The sequence below is a fragment of the Brevundimonas sp. genome (assembly GCF_051860745.1).
Classification (GTDB): domain Bacteria; phylum Pseudomonadota; class Alphaproteobacteria; order Caulobacterales; family Caulobacteraceae; genus Brevundimonas.
The window spans coordinates 222,906-248,092 of sequence record NZ_JBHYDN010000002.1 but is presented as its reverse complement, the minus strand read 5'-3'; the positions used below and the strand labels follow the sequence as shown (position 1 = coordinate 248,092).

20 protein-coding genes and 1 pseudogene are annotated in these 25,187 nt (G+C 67.8%); 9 read left to right on the top strand and 12 right to left on the bottom strand.

Annotation, left to right across the window (positions count from 1 at the left end; genetic code table 11):
- Positions 1-135: 135 nt before the first annotated feature.
- Together ACTIEW_RS03630 and glpK are read right to left on the bottom strand one after the other, a co-directional pair.
- Complete coding sequence (locus tag ACTIEW_RS03630; protein ID WP_439476546.1) at positions 136-1,212, bottom strand: phosphotransferase family protein; 1,077 nt, start codon at positions 1,210-1,212, stop codon at positions 136-138.
- Positions 1,209-2,714 carry a glycerol kinase GlpK gene (gene glpK, locus ACTIEW_RS03625; RefSeq protein WP_439476545.1) on the bottom strand — a complete coding sequence of 502 codons (1,506 nt, stop codon included), beginning with the start codon at positions 2,712-2,714 and terminating at the stop codon, positions 1,209-1,211. The genes ACTIEW_RS03630 and glpK overlap by 4 nt, the downstream gene beginning before the upstream one ends.
- A 44-nt stretch (positions 2,715-2,758) precedes the next feature.
- Between glpK and ACTIEW_RS03620 the strand changes: the two genes are divergently transcribed.
- Both ACTIEW_RS03620 and ACTIEW_RS03615 read left to right on the top strand, forming a co-directional pair.
- The gene (locus tag ACTIEW_RS03620; protein ID WP_439476544.1) at positions 2,759-3,742 is read left to right on the top strand and encodes a threonine ammonia-lyase; all 984 of its coding nucleotides are present in this window, start codon (positions 2,759-2,761) and stop codon (positions 3,740-3,742) included.
- A gap of 5 nt (positions 3,743-3,747) precedes the next feature.
- Complete coding sequence (locus ACTIEW_RS03615; protein WP_439476543.1) at positions 3,748-4,230, top strand: MaoC family dehydratase; 483 nt, start codon at positions 3,748-3,750, stop codon at positions 4,228-4,230.
- On the opposite strand, the gene ACTIEW_RS03610 is transcribed toward ACTIEW_RS03615, so the two are convergent.
- Together ACTIEW_RS03610 and ACTIEW_RS03605 are read right to left on the bottom strand one after the other, a co-directional pair.
- Positions 4,227-5,162, bottom strand: a complete 936-nt coding sequence (locus tag ACTIEW_RS03610; RefSeq protein WP_439476542.1) for a Gfo/Idh/MocA family protein — start codon at positions 5,160-5,162, stop codon at positions 4,227-4,229. The two genes, ACTIEW_RS03615 and ACTIEW_RS03610, sit on opposite strands and share 4 nt — an antisense overlap.
- 4 nt (positions 5,163-5,166) lie before the next feature.
- A complete protein-coding gene (locus ACTIEW_RS03605; RefSeq protein ID WP_439476541.1) occupies positions 5,167-6,330 on the bottom strand; it encodes a DegT/DnrJ/EryC1/StrS family aminotransferase in 1,164 nt (387 codons plus the stop codon).
- A gap of 157 nt (positions 6,331-6,487) precedes the next feature.
- On the opposite strand from ACTIEW_RS03605, the gene ACTIEW_RS03600 reads away from it, so the two are divergent.
- Positions 6,488-7,000: a D-glycero-alpha-D-manno-heptose-1,7-bisphosphate 7-phosphatase gene (locus ACTIEW_RS03600; protein WP_439476540.1), complete on the top strand. Its 513-nt coding sequence runs from the start codon at positions 6,488-6,490 to the stop codon at positions 6,998-7,000.
- Between the two features lie 86 nt (positions 7,001-7,086).
- Positions 7,087-7,962, top strand: a complete 876-nt coding sequence (locus ACTIEW_RS03595; protein WP_439476539.1) for an alpha/beta fold hydrolase — start codon at positions 7,087-7,089, stop codon at positions 7,960-7,962.
- A gap of 4 nt (positions 7,963-7,966) precedes the next feature.
- On the opposite strand, the gene ACTIEW_RS03590 is transcribed toward ACTIEW_RS03595, so the two are convergent.
- Complete coding sequence (locus ACTIEW_RS03590; RefSeq protein ID WP_439476538.1) at positions 7,967-10,009, bottom strand: NAD(+) synthase; 2,043 nt, start codon at positions 10,007-10,009, stop codon at positions 7,967-7,969.
- 185 nt (positions 10,010-10,194) lie between these two features.
- Here ACTIEW_RS03590 and ftsY point away from each other — a divergent pair, with 185 nt between their 5' ends.
- The 3 genes from ftsY to ACTIEW_RS03575 all read left to right on the top strand — a co-directional run bounded on the left by ftsY (position 10,195) and on the right by ACTIEW_RS03575 (position 12,539).
- The gene (gene ftsY / locus ACTIEW_RS03585) at positions 10,195-11,127 is read left to right on the top strand and encodes a signal recognition particle-docking protein FtsY (protein WP_439476537.1); all 933 of its coding nucleotides are present in this window, start codon (positions 10,195-10,197) and stop codon (positions 11,125-11,127) included.
- Between the two features lie 3 nt (positions 11,128-11,130).
- Positions 11,131-11,820, top strand: coding sequence for an inner membrane-spanning protein YciB (locus ACTIEW_RS03580; RefSeq protein WP_439476536.1), 690 nt, complete (start codon positions 11,131-11,133; stop codon positions 11,818-11,820).
- Between the two features lie 80 nt (positions 11,821-11,900).
- Positions 11,901-12,539, top strand: a complete 639-nt coding sequence (locus ACTIEW_RS03575; protein WP_439476535.1) for a MarR family winged helix-turn-helix transcriptional regulator — start codon at positions 11,901-11,903, stop codon at positions 12,537-12,539.
- A gap of 36 nt (positions 12,540-12,575) precedes the next feature.
- Here ACTIEW_RS03575 and ACTIEW_RS03570 read toward each other — a convergent pair whose 3' ends face one another.
- The 4 genes from ACTIEW_RS03570 to ACTIEW_RS03555 form a co-directional block, all read right to left on the bottom strand.
- Positions 12,576-14,846: a prolyl oligopeptidase family serine peptidase gene (locus ACTIEW_RS03570; protein WP_439476534.1), complete on the bottom strand. Its 2,271-nt coding sequence runs from the start codon at positions 14,844-14,846 to the stop codon at positions 12,576-12,578.
- A 144-nt stretch (positions 14,847-14,990) separates the two neighbouring features.
- The gene (locus ACTIEW_RS03565) at positions 14,991-17,168 is read right to left on the bottom strand and encodes a prolyl oligopeptidase family serine peptidase (protein ID WP_439476533.1); all 2,178 of its coding nucleotides are present in this window, start codon (positions 17,166-17,168) and stop codon (positions 14,991-14,993) included.
- Between the two features lie 163 nt (positions 17,169-17,331).
- Positions 17,332-17,496, bottom strand: a complete 165-nt coding sequence (locus ACTIEW_RS03560; RefSeq protein ID WP_439476532.1) for a hypothetical protein — start codon at positions 17,494-17,496, stop codon at positions 17,332-17,334.
- A 2-nt stretch (positions 17,497-17,498) separates the two neighbouring features.
- Positions 17,499-18,149: an ion channel gene (locus ACTIEW_RS03555; RefSeq protein ID WP_439476531.1), complete on the bottom strand. Its 651-nt coding sequence runs from the start codon at positions 18,147-18,149 to the stop codon at positions 17,499-17,501.
- Positions 18,150-18,209: 60 nt separating this feature from the next.
- Here ACTIEW_RS03555 and dapF point away from each other — a divergent pair, with 60 nt between their 5' ends.
- Complete coding sequence (gene dapF / locus ACTIEW_RS03550) at positions 18,210-19,058, top strand: diaminopimelate epimerase (protein WP_439476530.1); 849 nt, start codon at positions 18,210-18,212, stop codon at positions 19,056-19,058.
- A gap of 48 nt (positions 19,059-19,106) precedes the next feature.
- Positions 19,107-21,386, top strand: coding sequence for an NADP-dependent malic enzyme (locus ACTIEW_RS03545; protein WP_439476529.1), 2,280 nt, complete (start codon positions 19,107-19,109; stop codon positions 21,384-21,386).
- Between the two features lie 4 nt (positions 21,387-21,390).
- Here the strand turns inward: ACTIEW_RS03545 and ACTIEW_RS03540 are convergent, their stop codons facing one another.
- From ACTIEW_RS03540 to ACTIEW_RS03530, 3 genes and pseudogenes are all read right to left on the bottom strand, one after another.
- On the bottom strand, positions 21,391-22,749 hold the full coding sequence (locus ACTIEW_RS03540; RefSeq protein ID WP_439476528.1) for an AmpG family muropeptide MFS transporter: 1,359 nt from the start codon (positions 22,747-22,749) through the stop codon (positions 21,391-21,393).
- 32 nt (positions 22,750-22,781) lie between these two features.
- The gene (locus ACTIEW_RS03535; RefSeq protein WP_439476527.1) at positions 22,782-24,305 is read right to left on the bottom strand and encodes a response regulator; all 1,524 of its coding nucleotides are present in this window, start codon (positions 24,303-24,305) and stop codon (positions 22,782-22,784) included.
- 77 nt (positions 24,306-24,382) lie between these two features.
- A pseudogene (locus ACTIEW_RS03530) lies at positions 24,383-25,063 on the bottom strand (ATP-binding protein); the annotation flags it as partial.
- Positions 25,064-25,187: the final 124 nt, after the last annotated feature.

Here is a 25,187-nt window from a genome sequence, read left to right as displayed (position 1 = left end):
ACCATTACTGACGCAGCGGCGGGCCATGATCGCCGGATGTCGGGTGATATCGAAGCGGACGCAGTGGACGCCGTGGACGGAGCGGACGGAGCGGACGGAGCGGACGCTTCGCACTGTATTTTTCCGTCCCCTGGATCAGGCGCCGGCCTTCTCTGCGAAGCTCAGAGCCCCGGCCGCCAGCATCGGCACCTGGGCCGCCATGGTGCGGGCGTGGCTCGAGGCCGCCGTTCCGTCGCGGACGCGCCCGGCGATGCCTTGGCAGATGGCCGCGAGACGGAACAGATTGTAGGCGAACAGCCAGTCGAGATTGGCCGGCGTGGCTCCTGTCAGCCGGGCGTAGTGCTCGACCGTCTCGGCTACCGAGGGAATGCCCAGCGCCTCGATATCGGCCCCGGCCAGACCGTTGCGCGCCGTCGCCGGAATGACCCAGGCGATCAGAAGATAGGAAAAGTCCGCCATCGGATCGCCGAGGGTCGACAGCTCCCAGTCCAGCACCGCGCGAACCTGTGGTCCGTCCGGCGAGAGGATCAGATTGTCGAGGCGGAAGTCGCCGTGGACGATCCGCGTCGGCCCGTCTGGCGGAAGGGTGGCGGGCAGGAATTCGATCAGACGATCCATGGCTGGAATCCGATCAATCTCGGAGGCGCGATACTGTTTGGTCCAGCGCCCAACCTGCCGCTCGAAATAATTGCCCGGCCGTCCGTAGTCGGACAGTCCTATGGCGGCGGGGTCGAAGGCGTGCAGGGCCGCCAGGGTATCGACCTGGGATTCATAGATGGCGCGACGCTGGGCCGGCGCCATGCCCGGCAGTTTCAGGTCCCACAGCACCCGGCCCTCGACCTTGTCCATGACGTAGAACATCGAGCCGAGGACTCCGTCGTCCGTACACAGGGCATAAGGCCGGGCGACCGGATAGCCCTGTCTGTGCAGGGCCGTAATGACGGTGAACTCACGGTCGACGGCATGGGCGCTCGGCAGCAGGGTCCCGGGCGGCTTGCGGCGCAGGACATAGGCGTGGCCGGGGGTGACCAGCTCATAGGTCGGGTTCGACTGGCCGCCCTTGAACTGGCGCACAGTCAGGGGGCCCGCATAACCTTCGACGTTCGCCGCCAGCCAGCGGTCCAGCGCGGCCTCGTCCAGCGCATAGCGAGGATCCACTTCCCGCGTGCCGGAGAAGGTCGCCTGGGCGTCGTCGGTGATGAGCTGGGTCATGCATCTTCCGGGTGGGCGGCGATGATGGCCGCGCGCACCGCGCCGCGCCAGCCCTTCAGCAGCCGGGCGCGTTCTTCCCCGGCCATGCGCGGGGTCCAGCGCGCCGGCGCCTCGACGGGATGATCCTCCAGATCGCTGATCAGGCCGACGCCCAGGGCCGCCAGCTTGGCCGCGCCCAGCGCCGTCATCTCCTGAAACGCCGGGCGTTCGACCACGACGTCGCAGATGTCGGCGACGAACTGCATGGCGAAGGCGTTGGCGGTGACCCCGCCGTCGACCCTGAGCACCTTGAGCGGCGGCGCGCCGTCCCCTGCCAGCGCGTCAAGCAGGTCGCGTGTCTGATACGCCAGCGATTCCAGCGCCGCCCGCACCATCTGGGCCGGCCCGCTGTCACGGGTCAGGCCGACGATCGTCCCGCGCGCCTCCGGCTCCCACCACGGCGCCCCAAGGCCGGTGAAGCCGGGCACCAGATAGACGCCGCCGTTGTCCTTCAGACCCTGGGCCATCGCCTCGGACTGGCGCGATTCGGTGATGACCTTGAGCCCGTCGCGCAGCCACTGGATGGCCGAGCCGGCGGAGAAGATGGAGCCTTCGAGCGCGTACGCCACCTCCCCGCCGGCGGCATAGCCGAGCGTGCCCAGCAGCCGGCTGGTCGAGCCGACGGGTTCGCTCCCGACATTGGCGACGAGGAAGGCGCCGGTGCCGTAGGTGATCTTGGCGTCCCCGGCCTTGAGGGCCCCGTGCCCGACCAGCGCCGCCTGTTGGTCCCCGGCCGCGCCGTGGATCGGCAGGGCCGCGCCGAACAGGGAGGGGTCGCAGTCGCCGAGATGGTCGGCGCAGTCGCGGATTTCCGGCAGGGCCGCCATGGGAACGTTGAACAGTTCAGCGAGATCGGACCGCCATGCGCGCGTCGACAGGTCCATCAGCGAGGTACGGCTGGCGTTGGTGACGTCGGTGACGTGGCTCGCGCCGCCGGTCAGTTTCCAGATCAGCCAGCATTCGATCGTGCCCAGCCTGACCTCGCCGGCCTCAGCCCGAGCCCGCGCGCCGGGGACGGCGTCGAGCAGCCAGGCGAATTTCGAGGCGGAGAAATAGGGGTCCAGGATCAGACCGGTCGCCGCCTGCACCATCGGCTCATGGCCGGCGGCGGCCAGCTTGCCGGTGGCGGCGGCGGTACGCCGGTCCTGCCAGACGATGGCGCGATGCAGCGGCTCGCCGGTCGCGGCGTCCCACAGGACGGAGGTCTCCCGCTGGTTGGTGATGCCGATGGCGGCGAACCGGCCGACGCCGCCGGCCTTGCGGACTGCCTCGCGGCAGGTCTGCAGGGTGGCGGTCCAGATCTCGGTGGCGTCATGCTCGACCCAGCCCGGGTGCGGGAAATGCTGCCCAAGCTCGATCTGGCTGACGGCCACGGGTTGAAGTCCGCCTTCGGGCGCAGCTTCGAAGGCGATGGCCCGGGTCGAAGTGGTGCCCTGGTCGATGGCGAGGATCAGGCTCTTCATAAACGCATCTTACGCAGAGCCCGCGCGTGCGGTTAAGTGGGCGCATGCACACCGCTTCATTCCAGGGCGTCCGCGACGCCGCCCGCCAGATCGCCGGCCATGCCGTCCGCACCCCCCTGATCGAGAGCCCGGCGCTGAATGCGCGGCTCGGGGGCCGTATCCTGCTGAAGGCCGAAAACCTGCAGCGCGCCGGGGCCTTCAAATTCCGCGGGGCGTGGAACCGCATCAGCCGGCTGACGGACGCGGAGAAGGCGCGCGGGGTCGTGGCCTATTCGTCCGGCAACCACGCCCAGGCCGTTGCCGCGGCAGCGCAGATCCTCGGTGTCGAGGCGATCATCGTCATGCCTGCCGACAGTCCCAAGGTGAAGGTCGAGGGCGTCATAGCTTTCGGCGGCGAGGTGCGGATGTACGACCGCTATACCGAGAGCCGCGAGGCCATCGGCGAGGAAATCGCGGCGTCGAAAGGGTCGGTGCTGGTGCGCCCGTTCGACGATCCCTTCGTCATCGAGGGTCAGGGCACGATCGGGCTGGAGATCATGGAGCAGGCCGATGCGCCGCTGGACCTGCTGTTGTGCGGGGCCTCGGGCGGCGGGCTGATCGCGGGGATCAATCTGACCATGGAGGCCCTGTCGCACGAGACGCGGGTGATCGGGGTCGAGCCCGAGGCCTATAACGACACCCTGCTGTCGCTGGCGGCGGGCGAACGGCTGACCCATGCGCCGGTTGAGCGGCCCTCGATCTGCGACGCCCTGATGACCGACCGGCCCGGCGAGCTGACCTTCCCGATCAACCAGCGGCTGGCCGGCGTTGTGACCGTCTCGGACGCCGAAGTGGCGGCGGCGGTGGCCTATGCCTTCAAGGTGCTGAAACTTGTGGTCGAGCCCGGTGGGGCCGTGTCGCTGGCGGCTGTGCTGACCGGCAAGGTCGAGACGGCGGGCCTGACCACCGCCGTCATCCTGTCGGGCGGCAATGTCGATCCGTCCCTGTATTCCGCCATCATCGAAGATCGATTCCAGCCCGGAGCCTGACGCCCATGAGCCGTACCGAACGCAAGGGAACGCCGACGCCCGTCGCCGACCTGCCCAGCCTGATCGGCCAGGAAATCGGCGTCAGCCGCTGGATCACCGTCGACCAGGCCCGGATCGATGCCTTCGCCGAGATCACTGAGGACCGCCAGTTCATCCACATCGACCCCGTGGCGGCGGCGCGGACCCCGTTTGGCGGAACCATCGCCCACGGTTTCCTGACCCTCAGCCTGCTCTCGGCCATGACCTATGACGCCGTCCCGCCGCTGGAAGGGGTGGTGATGGGGGTCAACTACGGCTTCGACAAACTGCGCTTCCTCGCCCCGGTGCCGGCGGGCTCGAACGTCCGGGGCCGGTTCAAGCTGCTGTCCGCCGAGGACAAGGGTGGCAGCCGCTGGCTGCTCAAACACCAGGTCACGGTCGAGATCGACGGGGCGGAGAAGCCGGCTTTGATCGCGGAATGGCTGGGGATGCAGGTGGTTGGCGGCTAGCCCTCCCCCAGGCACCGGAGCGCCACCTCGAGGTTCCGCAGCCCATCCTCCCCTGTCACCGCCGGCGGCTCGCCCGTACGGATGGCATGCGCAAACGCCTCCAGCTCCTTCTTCAGCGGCTCGGCCGGCCAGCTGTTGACGGCGCGGGTCTGGTAGGAGCCGTCGGCCTGCTGGCCGAAATACTCCGTGACCTGACGGGTGATCAGATCGGCGACCACGAATTTGTTGCGCGTGGCGACCTGCAGGGTGCGGACCTTGTAAGGCGTGACCCAGTTGGTGGTGATGTGGGCGATGGTGCCGTTCTCCAGCCGGAACTGGAGCAGGGCCGTGTCCTCGCGCTCAGCGCGGGTGCGGGCCAACTGCGGCTGGACCTCCACGATCTCGGAATCCGTCAGGTGACGGATAATATCGATGTCGTGCACCGCCAGGTCGATGACCACCCCGACCTCGCCCATGCGCGGGGGGAAGGGGCCGACGCGGGTAATCTGGATCGAAATGACCTCATCGCCGTCGATGGCGCGCTTGACCGCTTCCACCGCCGGATTGAAGCGCTCGACCTGACCAACCATCAGCACGCGGTCATTGGCACTGGCGGCGTCGATCATCCGTCGGGCGTCGGCGACGGTGGCGGCGATCGGCTTTTCGACCAGGACGTGGATCCCGGCCTCGAGCAGGGCGACGCCGAGTTCGGCGTGGTGCCGGTTCGGCGTGGCGACCACCGCGGCGTCGAGGCCGGCGGCGACGAAGTCGGCGGCGGTGGTGAAGGCCGTGGCGTCATACAGGCCGGCGACGCCCTCGGCCGTCGCGGCGTCGGGATCAAAGACGGCGATGAGGTCGAAGTCGCGGATCGTGGACAGGACGCGGGCGTGGTTGCGGCCCATGACGCCCACGCCGGCGACGCCGACCTTCAGTTCGGGGAGATGTTGGGTCATGGCGTCAATCCTGGCGGAAGCTGGCGACCGCCGCGATAATCGTATCCTGCGTCGCCTCGTTGAGATCGGCGTACATCGGAAGACTGACCACCCGCCGCATCAGCCGCTCGGTCACCGGCAGGCCCTGCGGCCCTCGCGGATACAGGTCGTAGGCCGGCTGCAGGTGCAGCGGGATCGGATAGTAGACCGCCGTGGGCACGCCCTGCGCTTTCAAGTGGGCGATCAGACCGTCCCGGTCCTCATGCTCGATCGTGTACTGGGCCCAGTTGGAGACGTTGCCGGCGGGCACATCCGGCACAGCGGCGACGTGGGGGCGCAGGCCCTCATTGTAACGGGCGGCGATGCGGTTGCGCCATTCGATCTCTTCGCCGAACACCTTCAGCTTCTCGATCAGGACGGCGGCCTGGATGGTGTCCAGACGGCTGTTGAGGCCAATACGCATGTTCAGATATTTGGGGTCGTGATCGAAGGTCTTGCCTTCGAGATCGCGCGCCACCGCCTTGCCGTGCACGCGGAGGGAATCGATCAGCTGGGCCAGATCCTCGTCATTGGTCAGCACCGCCCCGCCGTCGCCGTAGCAGCCCAGTGGCTTGGCCGGGAAGAAGCTGGTGGTGGTGATGTCGGCCCATTTCAACGGGTGGTCGCCGTTGATGGTGCAGCCGAAGCCCTGGGCCGAATCGGCGATCAGCTTCAGGCCGTATTTGTCGCAGATCGCCTTGATGGCCGGATAGTCGGCGGGCTGGCCGAACAGGTCGACGGCGATGACCACGCGCGGCTTCAGCCGGCCTTCCTTGATCGTCGCCTCGATGGCGGCCTCCAGATGGCCGGGGTCCATATTGTAGGTCGTCGCGTCGACGTCGACGAAGACCGGCTCGGCGTCGAACCACGGCACGATCTCGGCGGTGGCGGCGAAGGTGAAACTGGGCACGAAGACCGCGTCGCCCCGGCCGATGCTCCACGCCATCAGCGGCAGGGCCAGGGCGTCGGTGCCGTTGGCGCAGCCCAGCGCGTGTTTCGCGTGTCCGAAGGCGGCGAGGTCGGCCTCGAACTGGCGCACCTGCGGACCCATGACCCAGGCGCCGCCGACGACGGCCGCCTGTACGGCGGTCTCGATCTTGCCGTTCAGGCGAAGGCGCTGGGCCTGCAGGTCGATGAAGGCAATGCTCATGTCGGGACGATCTCCGGGCGCGCGGCGAGGCGGCGGGCGTTCAGCGCCGTGTGGTTGCGGCCTCCTACCAAATCGGTCGCCCTAACGCCAAATCCGGACCCGTCACTTCGCGTGACGGGTTGCAACGACCGTGTACGGCGCCGTATGCCCGGAAATCATGAATTCTGGCGTACCCGCCGTCTTCCTCGATCGCGACGGCGTACTGATCGAGGATACGGGCTATCCCCATCTGGAAGAGCAACTCCGCTTCGTGCCCGGCGCGCCCGAGGCCGTGCGGCGGCTGAACCAGCTCGGCTTCCTCTGCGTCATCGTCACCAACCAGTCGGGCGTCGCCCGCGGCCTGTTCAGCGAAGACCAGATGAAGGCGTTCAACACCCTGATCGTCCGCAAACTGGCGGCCAAAGGGGCGGTGATCGGCGCGCTATACGCCTGTCCCTTCCACAGTGAAGGTCGGGTCGAAGCCTATATCCATCCCGACCATCCGGACCGGAAGCCCAACCCCGGCATGATCCTGCGGGCCATCGCCGATCACAATATCGATCCGGCGAAGAGTTTCATGATCGGCGACCAGCCGTCGGACATGGAGGCCGCCCGTCGCGCCGGAGTGCCGGGCTTCCGCTTCGAGGGCGGGGACCTGCTGGAATTCGTCCGGGAACTGTTGGGTCACTGAAGGCCTGATTGCGACTGTCAGTTCGCGTCGGGTGGGAATTCCTTCACTCATGAAATAAGCTGAGACGTCAGCCTCCGGAGCCATCCATGACCCAGATCTTCGCCGAGCGCCGCTGGTCCAGTTCCGACGGGCTGAGCCTGTTCGCCCGCGACTATGCCGCGGCGTCCGGGACGGCGAAACTGCCGGTCATCGCCATCCATGGCCTGACGCGCAACTCGGCGGATTTCGACGCCATCGCCCCGCTGATCGCCCAGAGCGGACGGCGGGTGCTGGCGCTGGACATTCGCGGGCGCGGCCAGTCCGACCGGGCGCCGGACCCGATGACCTATCAGCCCGTCACCTATGTCCAGGACGTCCTGGCCCTGATGCGCGACCTCGGCATCGAGCGCGCGGTCTTCCTCGGCACCTCCATGGGCGGACTGATCACCATGGCGCTGGCCGCCATCAGGTCGAAGGTCATCGCCGCCGCCATCATCAACGATGTCGGGCCGCAGGTATCGCCCGTGGGCCTCGCCCGTATCGCCGCCTATGCCGGACAACCTGTGGAGATCAGCAATTGGGCCGATGCAGCGGCCCATGTGCGCAAGCTCAACGAGGTCGCCCTGCCGAACTATTCCGACGCCGACTGGGACGCCTTCGCCCGCCGGACCTTCCGCATCGGGACCGAGGGCACGCCGGTGCCGGACTATGACCCCGACATCATGGCCCCGATCCGGGCGGCGGGGTCCAAGGCCCTGGTCCCCAATCTATGGCCATTCTTCACCCGACTGGCCAAGGGTCGGCCAACCCTGCTGGTGCGCGGCGGGACCTCGGACCTGCTGAGCCCCGAGATCGCGGCCAGGATGCGCAAACGCGCGCCGAAGATGGATTTCGTCGAGGTTCCCGGCGTCGGTCACGCACCCATGCTGGACGAGCCCGAGGCCAAGGCGGCGATCTTCCCGTTCCTGAGCGAGTTGCCCTGAGGCGTCAGTCCGGGACGTTGGCGTCTAATTCATCCAGCCAGACCCGCGCGGTGGCGTCCGAGGGCGCCCGCCAGTCGCCGCGGGGCGACAGCGACCCGCCGGTGACCACCTTCGGCCCGTTCGGCAGGGCCGACCGCTTGAACTGGCTGGTCTGGAAGAAGCGGAACAGGAATTTCCGCAGCCAGTGTTTGACCGTCGCCAGATCGTATTCGACCTTCTCGTCGTCCGGCGTGGCGGTCGGCCAGTGGCCCGTCGCTGCATCCTTCCACGCCTGGTGCGCCAGATAGGCCACCTTCGAGGGCTTCAGGCCGAAGCGGGTGATGTAGAACAGGAAGAAATCGTTCAGCGCATAGGGACCCACCGTCGCCTCGGTCGACTGCAGTTTGCCGTCGGCGCCCGCAGGCACCAGTTCCGGTGAGATTTCGGTGTCGAGTACGGCGTGCAGCACGGCGGCGGCCTCGCCCGTGTATTCCTTCGTCGCCACCCAACGGATCAGGTGCCGGATCAGCGTCTTCGCCACCCCGCCGTTGACGTTGTAGTGGCTCATATGGTCGCCGACGCCATAGGTGGCCCAGCCCAGCGCCAGTTCGGACAGGTCGCCGGTGCCGAGCACGAAGGCGCCGTTCTGGTTGGCAAGCCGGAACAGATAGTCGGTGCGCAGGCCCGCCTGCACATTCTCGAAGGTGATGTCGTGGACCGGCTCGCCCTTGGCGAACGGGTGGCCGATGGCCTCCAGCATGGTCGTCGCGGTCGGCCGGATGTCGATCTCGGCCCCGGTCACGCCCAGCGCCTTCATCAGGGCCCAGGCGTTCGACTTCGTGCCCTCCGAGGTGGCGAAGCCGGGCAGGGTGTAGCCGAGGATTCCCGTCCGCGGCAGGCCCAGCCGGTCGAAGGCGCGGCAGGCGACCAGAAGGGCCTGGGTCGAATCCAGCCCGCCCGAGACGCCGATGACGATGCGCTCGCCGTTGGTCGCCCTCATCCGGCGCATCAGCCCCTGAACCTGGATGTTGAAGGCCTCGTAGCAGTCCTGGTCGAGCCGCGCCGCGTCGTCCGGAACGAAGGGGAAGCGGTCCAGCGGGCGGATCAGGTCGCCCGGCCCGTCGCTTCCCGATGTCTCGAACGGCACGACCGTCGCGGGCTCGCCCTCGATGCGGGCGCAGTCGGCGAAGGTGCCATTGCGCAGCCGGTCCTGGCCGATGCGCTCGACGTCGATGTCGGCGATGGTCAGATGGCTCTCCATCGAGAACCGCTCGCCCTCGGCCAGTCTCGCGCCCAGCTCATGGATCGTCGCCTGCCCGTCCCAGGCCAGGTCGGTGGTGCTCTCGCCCCAGCCCGAGGCGGTGAAGACATAGGCCGACAGGGTCCGCACTGACTGGCTGGCGCACAGCAGGGCGCGCTCATCGGCCTTGCCGATGACGATGTTGGAGGCCGACAGGTTCAGCAGGATGCGGGCCCCGGCAAGGGCCGCCCGCGTTGAGGGCGGTTGCGGAGCCCAGAAGTCCTCGCAGATCTCGGCGGCGAAGACGAAGCCGGGCCGGTCGACCGCTTCGAACACCAAGCCGGGCGCGAAATCGACCGTCTCGCCATTGAGGACCACCGTGTCCTCCGACCGGCTGGCGGCCGCGGCGAACCAGCGTTTCTCATAATATTCGCGGTAGTTGGGCAGGTAGGTCTTTGGCACGACGCCAAGCACGGCCCCCGAGCCCAGCACCACGGCGCAGTTGTAGAGGGCGTCGCCGTTGCGGATCGGCGCCCCGATGACGGCGACGACGCCCGCGGCGTCGGCGGCGTCGGCCAGGACCGCGATCTGCCGCTCCACCTCGGCCAGAAGCGCCTCCTGCATCAGCAAGTCGTCGATGGCGTAGCCGCTGAGGCCGAGTTCCGGAAAGACGATCAGGTCCACGCCCCGCGCGCCCGCCTGCCGGATCAGGGCGATGTGCTCCTCGGAATTGGCGGCGGGGTCGGCGGTGTGGACCACCGGGGTCGCGGCGGCCACGCGGACGAAGCCGTGGGTGCGGGGCGAATCGAACGGGTGGATATCAGCCATCAATCTTTCCGCTTATCCCGGCGAAAGCCGGGACCCAGTGCTTTCCAGCGTGACGCCGGCGGTTTGGATCACTGTTATGCTCATATAGGCTCAAACCGCGCCTCCAAAGAACTGGGTCCCGGCTTTCGCCGGGATGAGCGGAGTATTTTGTGGTTGCATCCTCAACAGCCCGCTAAAGCCAACCGATGAACGACACGCCGAAAAAGGGCTGGTTCTCGCGGCTCAGCGAGGGGCTGAGCCGCTCCTCGAAACAAATGACCGAACAGGTCGTGGCCACCTTCGTGAAGGAGCCGCTGTCCGAGTCCGCGCTGGAACAACTGGAAGAGCATCTGCTGGAGAGCGATCTCGGCCCCGCCGCGACCGACCGGATCGTCGAACGCTTCCGCGAACTGCGCTTCGGCAAGGTGTCGGAGCGCGAGGTGAAGGAGGCGCTGGCCGAGGCTGTGGCCGCCGAACTGATCCCGCGTCAGGCAGCCTATGAGCCCCTGAACGGGCCGCGACCGTTCGTCACCCTGTTTGTCGGGGTCAACGGTTCAGGCAAGACCACGACCCTGGGCAAGATCGCCGCCGACCTGACCGGACAGGGCGCCAAGGTGATGATCGTCGCCTGTGACACTTTCCGCGCCGCCGCTCGCGAACAGCTGAAGATCTGGGCCGAGCGCGCCGGGGCCTCGTTCGAAAGCCGCCGCGACGGCGCCGATCCCGCCGGCCTGGCCTTCGACGCCTATACGAAGGCGAAGGCCGAAGGCTACGACGTGGTCCTGATCGACACCGCCGGACGGCTGCAGAACAAGACGGCCCTGATGGATGAACTGTTGAAGATCGTCCGGGTCCTGAAAAAGATCAACCCCGAGGCTCCGCACGAGACCCTGCTGGTGCTGGACGCCACCGTGGGGCGCAACGCCCTGGCCCAGGAACAGATTTTCGGCCGCACGGCCTATGTCTCCGGACTGGTCATGACCAAGCTGGACGGCACGGCGCGCGGCGGGGTTCTGGTGCCCGTCGCCCAGGCCTCGGACGCCCCGATCAAGCTGATCGGCGTCGGCGAAGGCATAGACGATCTGCAACCCTTCGACGCCCGAGCCTTTTCAAGATCGCTGGTGGGGCTTGAGGACTGATGCATGAGTGACGCCGCGACCCCCTCCACAGTGAAGACGGACTCCCGCCTGCGGCAGGTCGTGGATTTCGGCGGCCTGCTGGCCTTCGGTCTCGCCTTTCTGGTGATGCGCCTGCGCGGCATGAGCGGCGACGAGGCCCTGGTCCAGGCGACCTGGTTCCTCGTCGCCGGGTCCGCCGTGGGCGTCGCCGTCGGCCTGATCGTCGAGAAGCGTCTGGCCCTGATGCCGTTGCTGGTCGGGGGCTTCGCCCTGGTCTTCGGCCTGCTGACCCTGCTGACCGGCGACGGCCTGTGGGTGAAGGTCAAGGTGACGGCGCTCAACTTGTCGCTGGCGGTCGCCCTGATCGGCGGCGTCCTGCTCAACAAACAACCGCTGAAGGCCCTGCTGGGCACGGTGATTCCGATCAACGACCGGGCGTGGCGCACGCTGACGCTCCGCTACGGCGTCTATTTTCTGGCGGTCGCGATCGTCAACGAACTGGTCCGCAGCGAGGCCCTGGTCAGCTGGGCCGCTGCCCGGATCGGCCGTGGCGACGTCGATCCGGCCGATGTCTGGGTCAGCTTCCGCGGCGTGCTGTGGATCGCTTCCTCAGCCTTCGGCCTGTCGCAAATCCCGCTGATCATGCGCAACCTGACCTCCACCGATACGCCGGTCGATCCGATGGCTCCCGCGGAGCCGGACACCGCGCCATGAACCGCCGGCGGATCATCCGTCGTCAAACCGTTAAGTGCGACTGCTAGGTCTGCCTCATCGAGGCCGAAGGGATACGGTTCATGGTCAAGTCCGGGAACAAGTCGAAGCGCAGCGGAGGACTGGGCGGCTCGCCCAGCCACCTGATGCACCGTGTGCTGCAGTTGGCGCTCGACATCTATTCCGAGGAAACCGGCCCCGACGGCCTGACCCAGCGCCAGTTCGCGGTTCTGGAGGCCGTGTCGCAGAAGTCGGGCCTCACACAAACCGACCTCGTCAGGGCCACTGGCATCGACCGCTCGACTCTCGCAGACCTGGTTTCGCGTATGACGACCAAGGGACTGCTGGATCGGGAGAAGTCGGCCATCGACGCCCGCGCCAAGGCCGTCAGCCTGTCCGGTCCCGGTCAGGCCGCGCTGGACGTCGCCCGTCCGAAGGTCGAGGCCGCCGACAAACGCATTCTGGCCCTGCTCCCCAAGGGAAAGCGCGACGGCTTCCTTGGCCTGTTGTCCGAACTGGCCGGCGAGGCCGATGCAGCCCCCGACAAGGCCAAGGCCGAGGCCCGGGCCGCCAAGAAGGCCGCCCGGGAGGCGAAGAAGCTGGCGAAGAAGGCGGCCAGGCCGGCCAAGGTGAAGGCCGAGAAGCCGGTCAAACCGGTCAAGGCCGAGAAGCCCGCCAAGGTCGTGAAAGCGAAGAAGGCCAAGGTGGCCGAGCCGGCGTAACCCTCCCTCTCCCGGCGGGAGAGGGAGGCACAAGGCTCAATCCATCAACTGCTGGGCCAGGTAGACGTAGTGCCGGGCCCAGCGACGGGCGTTGGCGACCGGGTCGGCGTCGTTGGAATGACCGCCTGACGTCTCTTCATAATAGAGGTGGTCATAGCCCATGTCGGTCAGGCGGGCGGCGAATTTGCGCGCATGGCCCGGATGGACGCGGTCGTCGCGGGTGTTGGTGGTGATGTAGGCGCGCGGATAATCCGCACCCGGACGAAGCTGCTGATAGGCGGAATAGCGCGCGATCCAGGCGGCCTCTTCCGGAATGCGCGGGTCGCCGTACTCGCCGATCCACGAGGCCCCGGCGGGGAGCTCATGATAGCGCAGCATGTCGATCAGAGGGCTCTCGATCACCGCCGCATGGATCAGCTCCGGATGCTGGGTCATCGTCACCGACGTCAGCACCCCGCCGTTGGAACGGCCATAGATGCCGGTGCGGCGCGGCGAACTGATGCCACGTCGGTGCAGGTCAGCGGCCACGGCCGCGAAATCGTCGAAGGCCAGCTGGCGGTTCTCGTTCAGCACGCTCTGGTGCCACTGCGGCCCGAACTCGCCGCCGCCGCGGATATTGGCCTGGACGAAGACGCCGCCGTTCTCGAGCCACAGCTTGCCCATCTCGGGCTTGTAGGCGGGCGGGAAACTGACCTGGAAACCGCCGTAGCCGAACAGGATGGTCGGCGCCGAGCCGTCCATGACCAGGTCGCGCGGACGGGTAACGAAATAGGGGATCATGGTCCCGTCCGAGGACCGGGCCTCGAACTGTTCGGTGACGTGGGTGGAGGCGTCGAATTTTGCGGGGGCGGAGCGGACCTGCACGATCGCATTGGGCGACGGTGCCACATCCGGTTGCCGGCGATCGACCTCGAAGTCGACGTCCAGCAGGCCCAGGGCCGTGGGCGTCAGGAAGTTCTGCGACGAGACGAACAGCGCGCCCCGGCTCCGCGAGCGGTCGCCCAGAGCGACGGCGCTGTTGTCCGGGACGTCGACCTGCCGCTCGGCCCAGCCCCATTCCCCCCGGTCCGCGAAGATCGACAGCCGGCCGCGCACGTTGTCGTTGATCGCGAGGGCGACGCGGTCGTCGAATACCGCGACCGAGGCGACCGACTGCCGGTCCGTGGGTCGAAAGATGGTCTTCGACGCGTTCGAGATCACGACCTGGCCCAACTCGCGGGGCCCATCCGCCAGACGGAGCTCCCCGACCTGATACCGAAGAAGCTCGCCCGCTTGGTGGCGCCTCCACGACTCGTCGATCGTGAAAATCAGGTCGGTGATCGTCCCGTCGCGCATGGCGCCGTGCACGTTGACCCGTTCCGGCAGGTCCAGCTTCATCGGGCGGCCGCCATCCAACAGCCAGGTTTCACCCCGGAAGGTGTCCAGCGGGCGATGGATCAACACCGCCGCGATAGCGCCGGAGTCATCTCGCAATACGCTCGGGCTAACCCCATACCCCCCGTCGCCGATGTCGCCGCGATAGACCTCGGTCGCCTGGGCGAGCGTCTGGCCGCGCGTCAGCGATTTGACGATGAAGGGGTAGCCGCTCTCGGTCAGCGTCCCCGGACCGAAATCGGTCGCCACCAGCAGGGTGTCGCGCTCCAGCCATTCGAGGCGGTGCTTGCCCTCGGGCAGGATGAACCCGTCCTCGACCCACAGGCCGGTCGACGTATCGAACTCACGCACCACCACCGCGTCCTTGCCGCCGTCGGACAGGGAGATCAGGCAGCGGGTCTCATCGGGGGCGAGACAGTCCGCGCCCTTCCAGACCCAGTCCCTGCCCTCGGCGCGGGACAGGGCGTCGATGTCGAGCATCGTCTCCCATCGCGTATTCGCCGAGCGGTAGGATTCCAGCGTCGTGCGCCGCCACACACCCTTGGGATTGGCCGCGTCCTGCCAGAAGTTTCCGATGCCGTCGCCGAGGAAGCTGGGCGAGGGGATGCGGTCGGTGGCGGTCAGGATGGCCTCGGTCTGCTGTCGGAAGGTCTCGTAGCGGCGGTCGCCCTCCAGGGAGGCGAGGGCGCGGCGGTTGGATTCGGCCACGAAGGCGATGGCCTCGGTCCCGTTGACCTCTTCCAGCACCAGATGGTCGTCGGCGGCGCGGACGCCTGCGGGGGTCAGGTCGGCGGGAAAGTGCGGCGGGGGCGTCTGCATGACGCGCGGGACATCGGCGGCGTTCAGGGCCGGGACCTGCATCTGGCCCGGGCCGCTCGCGCAGGCCGCGAGCAACAGCGCCGGGATCGCGGCGGACAGGATCAGTCGGTTCATTTCAAACTCCGCTCGTCAGTTCCTCCCCCAACGGGGGAGGGGGACCATCCGAAGGATGGTGGAGGGGTGTTGGACCGAGCGCGGTGGAAAGGCCCCTCCACCGCTTCGCGGTCCCCCTCCCCCGGTGGGGGAGGAATGTGAATCCTACTCCGCCGTCGGCGCATCCATCAGCCGCCGGGTCAGATAGGTGTACTCCAGCGCCAGCCGCCGGGCGGTCTCGCGCAGGTTGGCCCCCGCCGCGTGGCCGCCGTCGGTGTTCTCGTAGAACAGCACCGGATAGCCCAGCTCCTCCAGCCGCGCCGCCGCCTTGCGGGCGTGGCCGGGGTGGACGCGGTCGTCCTTGGTCGAGGTGTGGATGAAGACCTCGGGATAGGGCTGGTTGGCGCGCAGGTTCTGATAGGGCGAATAGGCCTGGACCCAGGCGCGTTCCTCCGGGATGTCCGGATTGCCGTATTCGGCCATCCAGCTGGCCCCGGCCAGCAGGCGGTGGAAGCGCAGCATGTCGAACAGGGGCACCTGGATGACGGCGGCGTTGATCAGGTCCGGCCGCTGGGTCAGCATCGCCCCCATGAACAGCCCGCCCTGCGAACCGCCCATGATGCCGAGCTTCGGCTGGCTGGTGACCCCGCGGGCGATCAGGTCGAGCGCCACGGCCTGATAGTCCTCATGCGCCCGCTGACGGTTGGCCTGCAGGGCCGCCTGGTGCCAGTTGGGGCCGAACTCGCCGCCGCCGCGCGTGTTGGCGATGACATAGACCCCGCCGCGCTCGAGCCACAGCTTGCCGACCGTGGCCGAATAGCCGGGCAGCAGCGACGACTGGAAGCCGCCGTAGCCGTACAGCAGGGTGGCGTTCGACCCGTCCATGGCCATGTCGCCGCGATGGACGACGAAATACGGGATCATCGTCCCGTCGGCGCTGCGGGCCTCGAACTGATCGACCGTCATACCCTCGGCGTTGAACTTGGCCGGCAGGGATTTGGTCAGGTCGGCGGCGCCAGTCGCCGCGTCGGCGAGGAACAGGCTGGACGGGTTCAGATAGCCGGTGACGCTGACGAAGACGCGGTCGTCCTGCTCGCTGGCCGAGCCGACGCCGACCGAGACATTCTGCGGCAGGTCGAGACGGCTGCGCGCCCATTCGCCCGAGGGGTTGGGCTCATAGACATAGACCGAGCCGCGCACGTTCTCGTACAGGGCAACGACCAGCTTGTTGCGGGTGTTGGAAATGCCCTCGATGGCCTCGCGCGGGCCGGGGCGGATAACCAGCCGGGCCCGCACGGTCGGGTCTGCCAGCCAGGCCGCGAGTTCATAGGCGATGACGTCGCCGGTGCGGAACGCCTGTCCCGAGGGGGCGGTCCAGTCCTGATCCGTGGTGAAGACCATCTGTCCACGGACGAGCGCATTGATGTTGGACTTGGCCGGCAGCTCCAGCTTCGTCGTCGTGCCGTCGGGATTCAGCCGGTGGGTCTCGCCCTCATAGAAGCTGACGCCGCGGTTGATCAGGGTCGCCTGCACCACGCCGTCGGCGTCGCGCAGGGTGTAGCCCGAGACCGAGACGTCGGTCGGCTGGCCGGTGAAGACGGTGCGCGCCTGATCGATGGTCTGGCCGCGCATCAGCACCTTGACGATCATCGGATAGCCCGAGCTGGTCAGGGTGCCGGGGCCGAAGTCGCGCGAGATCAGCAGGGTGTTCTCATCCACCCAGGTCGCCCCGCCCTTGGATTCCTCCAGAACGAAACCGCCTTCGACGAAAGTTCGGGTCGTCCGGTCGAATTCGCGAATGGTCACGGCGTCCTTGCCGCCATCCGACAGGGAGACGAGGCAGCGGGTCTCGTCCGGCGGCAGGCAGGTCGCGCCCTTGTAGACCCAGTTCTTGCCTTCGGCCGCGGCCAGGGCGTCGAAGTCCAGAATGGTCTCCCATTCCGGCGCCTCGGTGCGGTAGCTGTCCAGGGTCGTGGTGCGCCAGATGCCGCGCACATGCTCCGCGTCCTGCCAGAAGTTGTCGATCGTGCCGTCGTGGTTGAAGCCCGGCGAGGGAATGCGGTCCCGGGACTGGACGATCTCCAGCGCCTGCTGGTGCAGGCCTTCGAAGCGCGGATCGCCGCGCAGCACGCCCAGCGAGTGCTCATTGTGCGCATTGACCCAAGCCATGGCGCGCTCGCCCTCGACCTCTTCCAGCCAGATCCAGGGATCGGTTGCGTCCGAGGTCGCGAAGCCGCCGGAGGCTTCCGCGGTCGCTGGGGCGGACGGAGCAGTCTGGGCCATGGCGGCGCTCGAAAGGGCGGTGGAAGCGAGAAGCGCGGCGAGCGCGGCGGTGCGGATCATGTGCGTTAGGCCCTTCAAGTAGCGCGAAGCGCGATAGGGGTCCCTGAAGAGTCCCCGACGGTTGGTCGGGCGGCACCTTAGCGGCGGGTCGGGTTGCGGCAAGACGGGCGGCCCGAGGTTACGGCTTTGTCATCTTGCAGAGGCGGAGGCGTGGCCCACCGTTTCACCCCCCGTCGTCCGGAATGCACAGGATGTTGCCGCAGGCCTTGCAATGCACAGCGTCCGGGTCGTGCACCTGAAGGCCGCAACGGTCACAGGGAAAGCGCACCTTGTGCGGCCTCAGCAGGGTCTGCCCCAGCCGCACGAACAGGGTCACCCCGCCCAGCATGATCAGGATGGAGACGATCCGCCCCCAGTCCCCGGCAGGATGATGTCGCCATAGCCGGTCGTGGTCAGGCTGGTGACGGTGAAATACAAGGCGTCGACATAGCCGGTGATGCCGTCATGGCGGCCCATAAAGCTGGTGTAGACGAAACCCGTGGCCACAAAGACGAAGGTGATCAGGGACACGAGCGCCTTGGCGCTGTCCTCCACCCGGGTGTCATCATAGCGCCGGCCCACGGTGCGCCAGAAAAAGTCCGAATGGATCAGGGTCCAGAGGCGCAGCACGCGCAGGAAGCCCAGATTGAAGAAGAACGGGAAAAGCAGCGTCGCCAGGATGAACAGGTCCATCCAGACGATGGGCTTCTTCAACCAGTCGCGAATGTTGGAATGAGCCGAAGCCCGCGCCGCGAGATCGGCGAACAGCACGGCGGCGATGACATAGTCGATGATGTAGAAGATCAACCCCTCACCCCGCAGCAGGGGCGCGGCGACGAAGAAGCCGACGATGATCAGGTCGATGGCCAGAACCGCCAGCCGGAAACGCACCGCCACCGGCGATGAGCCGTGGTAGAGCGCCCGCAATCTGGCGCGCAGGCGCAGGCCGTCGTTTTTCTGGTCGACAGGCTCGGGCGGGGGCGCGGACTTCGTGCGGCTCATCACCCAGCGATAACGCGGCTGGCTCGCGCAAGGAACCGGCAAACGCTATATGGGGCCTGCATGACCCGTTCCCCCAAGCCTGTGGCCTTCGTCAAGATGAACGGCGCCGGCAACGACTTCGTCGTCGTCAATGCGCTGGAGACGCCGTTCTCGCCGACGGCGGATCAGGCGCGCGCCATCGCTGACCGCACGACGGGTGAGGGCTGCGATCAGCTGATCGCCCTCGAACCCTCCGACCGCGCCGACGCCTTCATGCGGGTCTGGAACGCCGACGGGGGCGTGGTCGAGACCTGCGGCAACGCCCTGCGCTGCGTCGGCTGGATGCTGCTGCAATCGACCGGCAAGGATCATGTCCGGATCGACACGCTCGGCGGCCCGACGACGGCCCGGCGCGCGGCCGACGGGCAGATCACCGTTGATATGGGCGCCCCCCGGCTGGACTGGGCCGAGATCCCGCTCGACGAGGCGATGGACACCCGCGGCATCGAGCTTCAGGTCGGCCCCATCGACGACCCGGTGCTGCACACGCCCGGCGCGGTATCGATGGGCAATCCGCACGTCGTCTTCTTCATGGACCATGCGCCGAACGACGGCTTCGTGCGCGGCACGGGATCGCTGATCGAACATCACCCGCGCTTTCCGGAGGGCGTCAACGTCGGCTTCGCCCATGTCATCGCGCCCGACCGTATCCGCCTGCGGGTCTGGGAGCGCGGCGCCGGCCTGACTAGGGCCTGCGGCACCGGAGCCTGCGCCGCCCTCGTCGCCGCCGCCCGCAGGGGCCTGACCGGACGGGCGGCGACCATCGAAGTGGATGGCGGCGAACTGCGGATCGAATGGGACGAGGCGACGGACCACGTCTTCATGACCGGGCCAATCGAGGTCGAACGGACGGGGACGCTGGCGCTCTGACACTGCGTCAACGGTTGTCCCGGCCCGTCCTGCGGCTTAGGAACGGGCATGGCCGATCTCACCGACAAACAGACCTTCTCCGACGAAGACGCGCTCGAGTTTCATCGCAGCCCGACCCCGGGCAAGATCTCCATGGCGCCGACCAAGCCGATGGCGACCCAGCGCGACCTGTCGCTGGCCTATTCGCCCGGCGTCGCCATTCCGGTACTGGCCATCGCCGCCGACGCGGACAAGGCCTACGACTATACGTCCAAGGGCAATCTGGTCGCCGTCATCTCGAACGGCACGGCCATCCTCGGCCTCGGCAACCTCGGTCACATGGCGTCCAAGCCGGTGATGGAGGGCAAGGCTGTCCTGTTCAAACGCTTCGCCGACGTCGACAGCTTCGACGTCGAGGTCAAGACCACCGACCCGGACGAGTTCATCACCGTCGTCAAGAACATCGGCGACACCTGGGGCGGCATCAATCTGGAGGACATCAAATCCCCCGAGTGTTTCGTCATCGAGAGCGAGCTGCAGGACCTGCTGGACATCCCCGTCTTCCACGACGACCAGCACGGCACCGCCATCATCTCGACCGCCGGCCTGATCAACGCCTGCCACATCACCGGTAAGCGACTGGAGAACATCAAGGTCGTGCTGGCCGGCGCCGGCGCGGCGGGCCTGTCGTCGATCGGCCTGATGAAGGCCGTCGGCGTCCGCGCCGAGAACACCGTCATCGTCGACCGCGACGGCGTCGTCTACAAGGGCCGCGACAACGTCGACCAGTGGAAGGCCGCCCACGCCACCGACACCCCGCACCGCACCCTGGCCGAGGCCATGGTCGGAGCCGATGTCGTCCTGGGTCTGTCGGCCAAGGGTGCGATCACCAAGGAAATGGTGGCCTCCATGGCCCCCAATCCGATCATCTTCGCCATGGCCAATCCGGACCCGGAGATCACGCCCGAGGACGTGGCCTCGGTGCGGTCGGACGCCATTATGGCCACGGGCCGGTCCGACTATGTCAACCAGGTCAACAACGTCCTGGGCTTCCCCTACATTTTCCGCGGCGCGCTGGACGTCCGCGCCCGGCAGGTCAATCACGAGATGAAGGTGGCCTGCGCCCAGGCCCTGGCCGCCCTGGCCCGCGAGGACGTGCCGGACGAGGTCGCCATGGCCTATCGCGGTCGCAAGCTGCGCTTCGGTCCCGACTACATCATCCCGTCGCCGTTCGACCCGCGCCTGATCTGGTACATCCCCCCCTTCGTCGCCCAGGCGGCGATGGACACCGGCGTCGCCCGCAAGCCGATCGAGGACATGGACGCCTACCGGACCGAACTGCGCTCGCGGCTCGATCCCTCCGCCGCCCTGATGCAGAACATCTCAGGCGCCGTGCGCGCCGCCCCTAACAAGCGGGTGGTGTTCGCCGAGGGCGAGGAGACCGCCGTCATCCGCGCCGCCTGGGGCTTCAAACAGGCGGAACTGGGCACGCCGATCCTGCTGGGCCGCGAGGATCTGATCCGTCAGAACGCCGCCGAGGCCGGACTCGATTTCGACGCCATGGGCATGGAGATCGTCAACGCCCGTGTCAGCGAGCACAATGTCGACTACACCGACTGGCTCTACGCCCGGCTGCAGCGCCGCGGCTATCTGCGCCGCGACGTACAGCGGATGATCAACCAGGACCGCAACTATTTCGGCGCCGCCATGGTCGCCCGCGGCCAGGCCGACTGCATGGTCACGGGCGTGACGCGCAATTTCAACATGGTGCTGAAGGAAGTCCGGCGCGTCCTCGACGTCAAGAACCGGATGATCGGCCTGTCGATCCTGCTGGCCAAGGGGCGCACCCTGTTCGTCGCCGACACCTCGATCCACGAACTTCCCAACGCCGAGGAACTGGCCGAGATCGCCATCCAGGCGGCCGAGACGGTCAAGAAGCTGGGCAAGACCCCGCGCGTCGCCTTCCTCAGCTATTCGACTTTCGGCAATCCGCCCGGAGACCGGGGCGAGAAGGTGCGCGAGGCCATCCGCATCCTCGACCAACGCGGCGTCGATTTCGAATATGAGGGCGAGATGCCGCCGGAACTGGCGCTCGATCCCGAAGCACGGGCCGCCTATCCGTTCATGCGCCTGTCGGGCCATGCCAATGTGCTGGTCATGCCGGCCATCCATTCGGCCGCGATCTCGACCCGTCTGGTCCAGTCGCTGGGCGGGGCGACGGTGATCGGACCGCTGCTGGTCGGGCTGGAGAAGTCCGTCCAGATCGTCAGCCTCGGCGCCTCGGTCTCCGAGATCATCACCGCCGCCACGTTTGCCGCCTATGACGAAGGAGCGGCGGTGGAGAGCTAGGCGGTCAGGTCGCCCCCAGCTCCGCCTTCAGCTTGCGGTTCCGGCGATCCAGCAGCCAGCACAGGATGACGGCGGGAATCCCGACCGCCGCCGTCCCCGCGAAGAACAGGGCGTAGGCGACCATCAACTCGTGTCCCTGCTGCAAGCCTTCGACGGCGACGCCCGAGAAGCCCTTCAGGAATTTGCCGAGCAGGGCGTAGAAGGAGCTGAGCAGGGCGTACTGGGTGGCGGTGTAGCCGATGCCGGTAAGGCTGGACATGTAGGCGACGAGCGCGGCCCCGGCCAAGCCCTCGCTGAAGTTCTCAACGAACAGGACGCCGGCGAACATCGGGGTCGAGAGACCGGCCAGCGCCATCAGGGTGTAGCCCAGGTTCGACATCGGACCGATCAGCGCGCCGAGCAAAAGGGTTCGGCCGAAGCCGAACCGGAGGGCGAAAAGGCCACCGGCGGCGATTCCGGTGATCGAACCTGCCAGACCAGCACTCAGCCGCATGGCGCCGATGGCCTCCTTGGTCAGACCGAGTTCGAGGTAGAACGGTCCGACCATAGGTCCCATGACGAAGTCCGGTAGCCGGTAAAGGCTGATCGCCGCCAGCATCAGCAGGGCGGCGGTCTTGTGGGTGGTCAGGAAGTTGATGAACGGACCCACGACCGCGTCGAACATGCCGCGGAGTGTCCATGGCGCCGCTCCGCCGGTGGCTTTCGCGATGGCCGAACGATCCAGCGGCTCCTTCGCGAACAGGGTGGCGATGATCGCGATCGACATGGCCGCGCCCCAGATGCCGTAGGCTCCGTTCCAGCCGAACCAGGTCGCGAAGAAGAGGATCAGCGCGTTGCCGGCGAGCATCGCGAACCGGTAACCCAGCTGGTAGGCCGACGTGAGCAGGCTCAGGTCCTCCTCATTCTCGGCAGTCTCGATCCGCCAGGCGTCGACGACGATGTCCTGTGTCGCCGAGGCGAAGGCCGTCACAAGTGCGGCCGAGCCCAAGGCGGTCAGCCCGCCTTCCGGGCCGACCATGGCCATCGTGATCAGCGCGGCGCCGACCAGTATCTGGGACAACAGCATCCAGCCGCGCCGCCGCCCGAACCGGCCGAGAATCGGAACGTCGAACCGGTCGACAACGGGCGCCCAGAGGAACTTGAAGGAATAGGCCAGGCCGACCCAGGAGATGAAGCCAATGGCGGACAGCGCAACATCGCCCTCCGCAAGCCAGAGGCTGAGGGTCGCGCCGGTGAGCAGGAACGGCAGGCCGGAGCCGAAGCCCAGCAACAAGGTGATCAGGACGCGGCCCCGACCCAACGCCTTGAAGACGTCCTTCGTGCTCGCCTTGCGCGGCGCGGCGTCTGTGGAGCTGTCAGTCATTGGCGCGGCCCTCGAGCGACGCCCCCGCGTCCCTATCCGGCGGCGACCTTGGCGCGGTCCGTGCGGTTCGTCCAGCGGGCGAGTGAGGCGCGCAGGGATTCCAGTTCCAACGGCTTGACCAGATGATCGTTCATGCCGGCTTCGAGACAGGCCTTGCGGTCCTCGGCGAAGGCGTTGGCGGTCAGGGCGACGATCGGCGTGCGGTCGCCGCGAGCGCGGATGGCGCGCGCCGCGCTGGGGCCGTCCATGCCCGGCATCCGCATATCCATGAAGACCAGATCGTAGCGGGCGCGCTTCATGGCGTCGACCGCCTCATGGCCGCTGGCGGCGGTCTCGACGGCGCAGCCTTCGCGACGCAGCAGGGTCGCGGCCAGAAGGGCGCCGACAGGATTGTCCTCGACCAGCAGCACCCGCGTGCCCGAGAAGCGCGTCGGCGCGACCCGGTCGTCCTCGGGCAGCGGCGGAGGCGGAAGGCCGGGCTGGTGGGCGGGGCCCAAGCCCGACGCCGCCAGAACCCGCTCGGCCAGGGAGCCGCGGCGCAGGGGCTTGATCAGATAGCCGTGGAAGCCGGCCCCGCGATAGCGGGCGATCAGGTCGCGCTCGGCAGGTTTCAGCAGAACGATAGCGCGGCCCCCCGCGGGCCGCCGGACCAGGCCGAGCCCCGGCTCACGCGCCGCGTGGTCAATCAGCACGATCCCGGCGTCAGCGCGCACCGTCCCGCCCGAGGCCTCGATCTGGGCGACTGCCGCCGTCCGGACGAAAGGATCGGGGCTGACCACGGCGACGGCGTGACCGGCCAGGGGGGCGCCACGCTCGGCTGCGTCGGTCGCCGCTTCGAAGGTGGCTTCAAACCGGAAGCGCGCGCCGGGACCGTCGGGCCGGTCAGCCACCGACACGGAGCCCTGCATGGCGGCGGCCAGTCTGGAGACCACCGCCAGCCCCAGACCCGCGCCGCCGAAGCGGCTGGCGTCCGAGGCGTCGACATGGCCGAATTCCTCGAAGATCCGCGCGCGCGCCTCGGCCGGAACGCCGGGGCCTGTGTCATCGATGATGAAGGCGAGCCGGGGCGATTTGATCGAGCCCCCGGTCTGCTCGACGGCGATGCGGACGCCGCCGGTCTCGGTGAATTTGACGGCATTGCCCGCCAGGTTGAACAGCACCTGCCGCAGCCGGCCCTCGTCGCCCATGACGTCGACGGCCTGGGGCGCGACGGACCATGCGATCTCCAGCCCCTTCTCGTGCGCCCGCGGGCTAAGCAGTTCGGCGACCCCGCGCACCAGCGCCTCCAGGTCGACCGGAGCATGGTCGAATTCCAGCTTTCCGGCTTCCAGCCGGGCATAGTCGAGCAGGTCGTTGACCAGACCCAGCAGGTGCTCGGCCGACGACCGGGCCGCTTCGGCATAGGCGCGCTGCGCTCCATCCAGCCGGGTGCGTGACAACAGGCCCAGCATGCCGATGACGCCGTTGAGCGGCGTGCGCATCTCGTGGCTCATCAGGCGCAGGAACTGCTGTTCCGGAACCACCGTCTCCGCACCTGACTTCGCCCGCCGCGCCATGCCTATCTCCTCGATCGGCATCCTGCCGGGCAATCCCTTAAGACCGGTTCAATCAGCCCGGTTAAGGCGGGCTGGACTCAGAAGGCGCGCGTCCCGGGTCTCACGTCGGCCTGCCTGTCGAAATCGCCCTGGGCCCCGACGGTCGAGCGACGATAGACCAGCGCTTCGGCGATGTGGCGGCGCAGGACACCGTCGCAGCCGTCCAGATCGGCGATGGTGCGGGCCAGCCGCAGCGTCCGCGTCCACCCCCGCGCGGTCAGGCCGCCGGCCTGCCCGGCTCGCATCAACAAGGCCCGCCCGGCGTCATCGGGCGTCGCGAACCGGTCCAGGGTCTCACCCGAGGCGCGGGCGTTGACGGCCTGGTCGCGGGCCGTGTCCGGGTCTATGCCGGCGGCGCGCAGCCGATCCTCCTGCATCGCACGGGCGGCCAGCACCCGGGCTGAGGCCTCGGCGGTGCCCTCGGCGGGCGGCGGCAGGGCCATGTCGGCGGGGGTGACCGGCGGCGTCTCCACGGTCAGGTCGATGCGGTCGAACATCGGACCCGAGATGCGGTTCTGGTAGTCGCGCTGGCAGCGCGGGGCCTTGCCGCAAGCCCCCTTGCCGCCGCCCCCGATCCCGCAACGGCATGGATTCATGGCGGCGATCAGCTGGAACCGGGCCGGATAGCGGACATGGGCGTTGGCCCGGGCCACCACGATCTCGCCGGTTTCAAGCGGCGCGCGCAGGGAATCCAGGGCCTGCGCGCTGTACTCCGGTATTAGGTAGCAAACACACCAAACAGCACTATGTGATTCGTTAAGGGGAACAGAGGCAGAACATCCCCTTTTGTTCCACCTTGTTCGGCGTAAGGGCTTTCCGGGGGTTGTTCGGGGAAGTGATTGT